At 58.8% G+C, this 4,613-nt stretch carries 7 protein-coding genes; 1 reads left to right on the forward strand and 6 read right to left on the reverse strand.

Annotated features, from left to right (window positions below):
• The 4 genes from AACS18_RS01740 to AACS18_RS01755 all read right to left on the reverse strand — a co-directional run.
• Positions 1-1,215: TRC40/GET3/ArsA family transport-energizing ATPase (locus tag AACS18_RS01740; protein ID WP_374956630.1), on the reverse strand; the 1,215-nt coding region annotated here is incomplete at its 3' end.
• 27 nt (positions 1,216-1,242) lie between these two features.
• Positions 1,243-1,611 (reverse strand): arsenite efflux transporter metallochaperone ArsD, encoded by a 369-nt coding sequence (gene arsD / locus AACS18_RS01745; RefSeq protein WP_108613540.1) that lies wholly within the window; start codon positions 1,609-1,611, stop codon positions 1,243-1,245.
• 4 nt (positions 1,612-1,615) lie between these two features.
• Positions 1,616-1,984, reverse strand: coding sequence for an ArsR/SmtB family transcription factor (locus AACS18_RS01750; protein ID WP_005338181.1), 369 nt, complete (start codon positions 1,982-1,984; stop codon positions 1,616-1,618).
• 242 nt (positions 1,985-2,226) lie between these two features.
• The gene (locus AACS18_RS01755; protein ID WP_005359119.1) at positions 2,227-2,625 is read right to left on the reverse strand and encodes an META domain-containing protein; all 399 of its coding nucleotides are present in this window, start codon (positions 2,623-2,625) and stop codon (positions 2,227-2,229) included.
• Positions 2,626-2,782: 157 nt separating this feature from the next.
• On the opposite strand from AACS18_RS01755, the gene AACS18_RS01760 reads away from it, so the two are divergent.
• Positions 2,783-3,262: a hypothetical protein gene (locus AACS18_RS01760; protein WP_064338427.1), complete on the forward strand. Its 480-nt coding sequence runs from the start codon at positions 2,783-2,785 to the stop codon at positions 3,260-3,262.
• A 1-nt stretch (position 3,263) separates the two neighbouring features.
• Here the strand turns inward: AACS18_RS01760 and AACS18_RS01765 are convergent, their stop codons facing one another.
• Together AACS18_RS01765 and AACS18_RS01770 are read right to left on the reverse strand one after the other, a co-directional pair.
• The gene (locus AACS18_RS01765) at positions 3,264-3,743 is read right to left on the reverse strand and encodes a putative 4-hydroxy-4-methyl-2-oxoglutarate aldolase (protein ID WP_108613541.1); all 480 of its coding nucleotides are present in this window, start codon (positions 3,741-3,743) and stop codon (positions 3,264-3,266) included.
• Positions 3,744-3,785: 42 nt separating this feature from the next.
• Positions 3,786-4,193: a DUF3293 domain-containing protein gene (locus tag AACS18_RS01770; protein WP_108613543.1), complete on the reverse strand. Its 408-nt coding sequence runs from the start codon at positions 4,191-4,193 to the stop codon at positions 3,786-3,788.
• Between the last annotated feature and the right edge of the window lie 420 nt (positions 4,194-4,613).

Raw genomic sequence — 4,613 nt, forward strand, 5'->3', positions numbered from 1 at the left:
AGCCCCCTTGGTGGCCAGCACCTGGGCGCGGTAACGCTCGGTCTCGGCGTGGGGGTCGATGCGACTCACCTCAAGATGGGGCAAGCTACCTGCCAGCGTCTCGTTCAGGTGCGCGGCGGGATCCGAGGTGGTGAGGTGCACCGGCAGGCCGCGGCTCGCCAGCTCCACCGCCACGGCGGCCGCCAGCGTGGTTTTGCCTACCCCGCCCTTGCCCATCAGCATGATAAGGCCGTGACCATCGGCGGCCAGCTCGTCCACCAGCGAACTCAACTCGGGCTGGGCTTGCTTGACACTGGACTGTACTGTCGGGGATTGGGCGGCTGTTCCCTCTGATTGCAGCAGCTGGCGCAAACTGCCGACCCCCACCAGATTGGTGGCCAGCAGCGGGATATGATCCTGCGCCAACCCCTTTATCCCCTGCGGCATATCGGCGAGAGCCTGTTGCTCGCGCTGCCAGAGCGCCACTGCCAGCGGATCTCCGGCAATGGCGCCTTCGGGGAAGAGGCCATTGATCACCAACTGCTGATTCAGCAAGCCGATGGCGGCCAGCTCCTCGTGGGTGCGAGCCACTTCCCGCAGAGTGGAGTGCTGGGCGCGCGCCACCAGCACCAAGCGGGTGCGAGCAGCATCAGCCAGCGCGGCGACCGCGTCGGCGTACTGGCTTCGCTGCTTCTCCAGCCCTGCCAGCGGGCCCAGGCAGGAGGCATCCCCCTTGCCCTGCTCCAAAAATTCGCTCCAAGCGCCCGGCAATTGCAGCAGCCGGATGGTGTGGCCGGTTGGGGCCGTATCAAAGACGATGTGGTCATACTCGGCCAGCAGCGTTTGGTCGGTCAGCAGCGCAGTGAATTCGTCAAAGGCGGCGATCTCGGTGGTGCAGGCGCCGGAGAGCTGCTCCTCGATGCTGCGTACCACGCTCTCGGGCAACTTGCCACGCACCGGCCCGACGATCCGCTCCCGATAAGCTTTGGCCGCCGCGGGGGGATCTATCTCCAGCGCCGACAAACCGGGCACAGCGGCGATGGCGGTGACGCGATTACCGATCTCGGTGGCAAACACCTGCCCCACGTTGGAGGCGGGGTCGGTGCTGACCAGCAGCACCCGCTTGCCGATATCACAGAGAGCCACCGCACTGGCGCAGGCCAGCGAGGTCTTGCCCACCCCGCCCTTGCCGGTGAAAAAGAGAAACGGCGGTGGATTGGTCAGAAAATGGTACATAGCCTCTCCCGAATGGTGCGTCACGACTCAGCAGCAACCACTGCCGGAGCAGCAGCCGTCCTTGACGATCCCCTTGATAGCCGCTTGTGGCGCAGGCAGCCCGGCATAACGGGCCAGCTCGCTGCGGCTCGGATAACGACCAGTCAACACCACCTGCCCTTCCACCAGCACCAGTGACAACCCCTCCTCCCCGGCATGGGTCAGAAAAGCGCTGACGGCAGGTGTCTCGGCAAACTGCATCGGCTGCTGGGCCAGATTGAAACGCTCGATAGCAACTCCCTTCTCCTTGGCCCAGGCGAGGTCGGCAGCGAAGGTGACCAGTGCCTGATCAACCTCGGTACCGCAAACACCGCTGGAGCAGCAGAGGGCGGGATCAAAAATCTGAATGGAGGACATGGCATTACTCCTTGTTGCAGCAGGGCTGCGCAGGCAGAACATGGGGGGAGCAGGCTGACTCGGCACGCATCACTCCGCACGCCTCGGGATGACCGGCGCAGCACTCCTCGGTAAGGTAGGCGATCACATCCAGCATCAGGGGAATATTGGCGCGGTAGCGCAGAAAGCGCCCCTCCTGCTCCACCGACAGCAGACCGGTATTGAGCATCGCCTTGAGGTGAAACGAGAGGGTATTGGGGGCAATATCGAGCTCGCTGGCCAGTTCACCGGCGACCCGCCCCTCCAGCCCGGCCTTCACCAGCAGCCGCCATACATCGAGCCGGATGCCGGATGCCAGCGATTCAAAGACCTTGGTGGCCATCTCTTTGTTCATCTTCACTTCCCTTGGTGCGCCCCTTTCATTTCAACTATACAAGAATTATTGAAATGATCAAGATGCGTACCGAAGCGAAGATTGGAGGTTCTGGTATCAAACCAGGCTGACTGGAGAATCGACGAGTGAACAACCGTTGCGGACGACCACACAGGGTTCATCGCAGATAAACAGACGCCCTCCAGAGGGAGGGCGTGTATCAGACAGTCAGAGCTGTCGGGGCAATCAGACGAACGCGTGCCTTATTTGGCAGCTGGCACAGCGTTGAAGGTGAGCAGGGCCGCCTTGTTGGCATCGCTCAGAGTCAGCTGGTTGCCGTTGATGGAGTAGGTTGCCACCTTCTCCAGCTTTTGCAGGAACTCGGTCTCTTTGTTCATGGCGTCGCCGATGCACATCATGCGAGTGGAGCCCATGGCGCCCAGCGTCAAGACACCGTCACCCTGTTTGGTGATACCGCCAAAATAGCGGTTGCAGCCGCCCTTGCCCGCCACCTTGCCGTCGACCACTTGCAGGGTGAAGGTATCGCCGGTGGCGCCTTGCAGCTGCCAGCTGGATGCTTGCAGTTGAGCCATGCTGGAACCTGTTGCCATTGCGCAGCCTCCCAGTGCCAGCGCGGCCAGCAGAGTCAGTTTCTTGTTCATGGATTCACCTCTTAATGATTAGAGCCATCAATATGGCAGCCTGTTTATCATGGCTGACGCCCATGCCAAAGGATTTTATTGTGATCTCCCTTCACTTTACTACCAGCTGGCATGTGCCATGCTTAGGCTCAGTTCCGGACCCAGGGAGGGGAAACGAATGGTCAAATCGCTCATCATCACACTGCTTGCAACCTGCGCCAGCATGGCCGCACAGGCCGCCGACTGGGCAGTGGTTCAGCCGCAATCTAACCCGTCTCTCTATGTCAAAAGTTACTCGGGTGTGCTGCTCAATGGCCATAGCCATCACAGCGACAGTTTTGATCTCTGGCTGGTCAATAGCGGCTATCAATATCCGGTGGTGGATGATGTGACCCTCTTTATGGAAGCGGGCCCGGCGGTGGCGGATCAGAATCGCACATCCGGTTTCAATATGAGTTCGGGGGTACGCTACCAGCTCTCTCCGGCATTCAATATCGGCAGCCAGATCAAGCATCTCGATCTCAACAAGGCCAGCACCCTGCTGGAGCTCAACTCCAGCCTGCTGCTGACCCCCAGACTCTCCCTCACCGCCAACTACGGCGTCAGCGCCATCACTGCCGATCAGGCACTGAGCCTGGGGGTCGGTTTCAACTTCTGAATCAGATCAGCGGCGTGGCACTCACCACCACGCCGTTGCGATCCGCATAGACGTAATCCCCTTCGTGGATGGTCACACCGGCAAAGCTGACCACGGCCCCCAGCTCTCCCAATCCCCGCTTCTCGGTCTTGACCGGACAGGCCGCCAGCGCCTTGACCCCGAGCACCAATGTCGCCAGGGTGCCCACATCCCGCGCCGCGCCGTGGATCAGGATCCCCTCCCACCCCTGCTCCACCGCCTTGACCGCCAGTTGATCGCCAAGCAGCGCACGGCGCAGCGAGCCGCCGCCGTCGATCACCATCACCTTGCCGTGACCGGGGCGGGTCACCAGATCCCGCACCAGACTGTTGTCTTCATAACAGGAGAGCGTTACGGCGCGACCATAGAAGATGGCCTTGCCGCCAAAATCCTGAAACACCGGGTCAGCCACTTGCAGCAAGTCGCCATGTTGATCGCAGAGGTCGGGCAGGAGATCCAGCATGATTTGATTCCTTTCAGATACATGAAGGTGTTCATTCTTTCATCAGGCAAGGTTTCTGGCAATCCAGAAGGATTCAATATTGCCCAGACAAACTGCTGATTTATCCGTCAATACTGGTGTCAGCCAAAGCTGGCCATCCTCCACCCAGTAGAGAGCATTCTGGCCAAAACTCGCTGCCAGCTGACGAGCTTGTGGCAGGGATAGCGCCACCGCCAGCGATGACTCCTGCCAGCTTTCGGCCGGGTCAGATCCCCAAAACGGCCCCACCACTGGCACCTGCAAATCCACTGTCAGATGGCGCCACAGCGCCCGTTCCCGCCGCATATTGCGTCGTTGTGTGACCCACTGGCTGGTCGGATTCCAGGCTGTGATGATGGCAAAGGCAGACCAGTCTGGTGGCTCAAATGGCGCGATAAAGCAGATTTTCTTGTAGTTTTCCCACAAATTCATGTCAATCACATGTTACATTCCATTACATTTTGTAGGGGCGAAAACCCGGTTCAGGCCAAGTATGATGCTGCTGTACCAGGGTTTGACCTATATCAAATCAGAGTTAAAAAGTTGCTATCTGACGGCAAAGAGTGTTGTTATGCTCCTGTTAACTGATAAAATGCGGCCACTTTCGTAATGGACGACCTTTCCAGGCTCTGCTCGACCAGACTTGTCGGGAACCTATAAGTGGCACAGGGATACTTGCCGGTACTGATGCCTAATTCGCGATATTCCGACCTGACTCTCATACCCAGGATGACGTAATAAATTTTCAGGATCAGTCAGGAAATCGGTTTGAAACGCCAAAGAGTGTTAAATTTAAGATAATTAACTGATAAGAATCTGGGAATACTCATGCAAACACCACACATTCTGATC

The sequence above is a fragment of the Aeromonas sp. HMWF015 genome (assembly GCF_963878965.1).
Taxonomy (GTDB): domain Bacteria; phylum Pseudomonadota; class Gammaproteobacteria; order Enterobacterales; family Aeromonadaceae; genus Aeromonas; species Aeromonas veronii.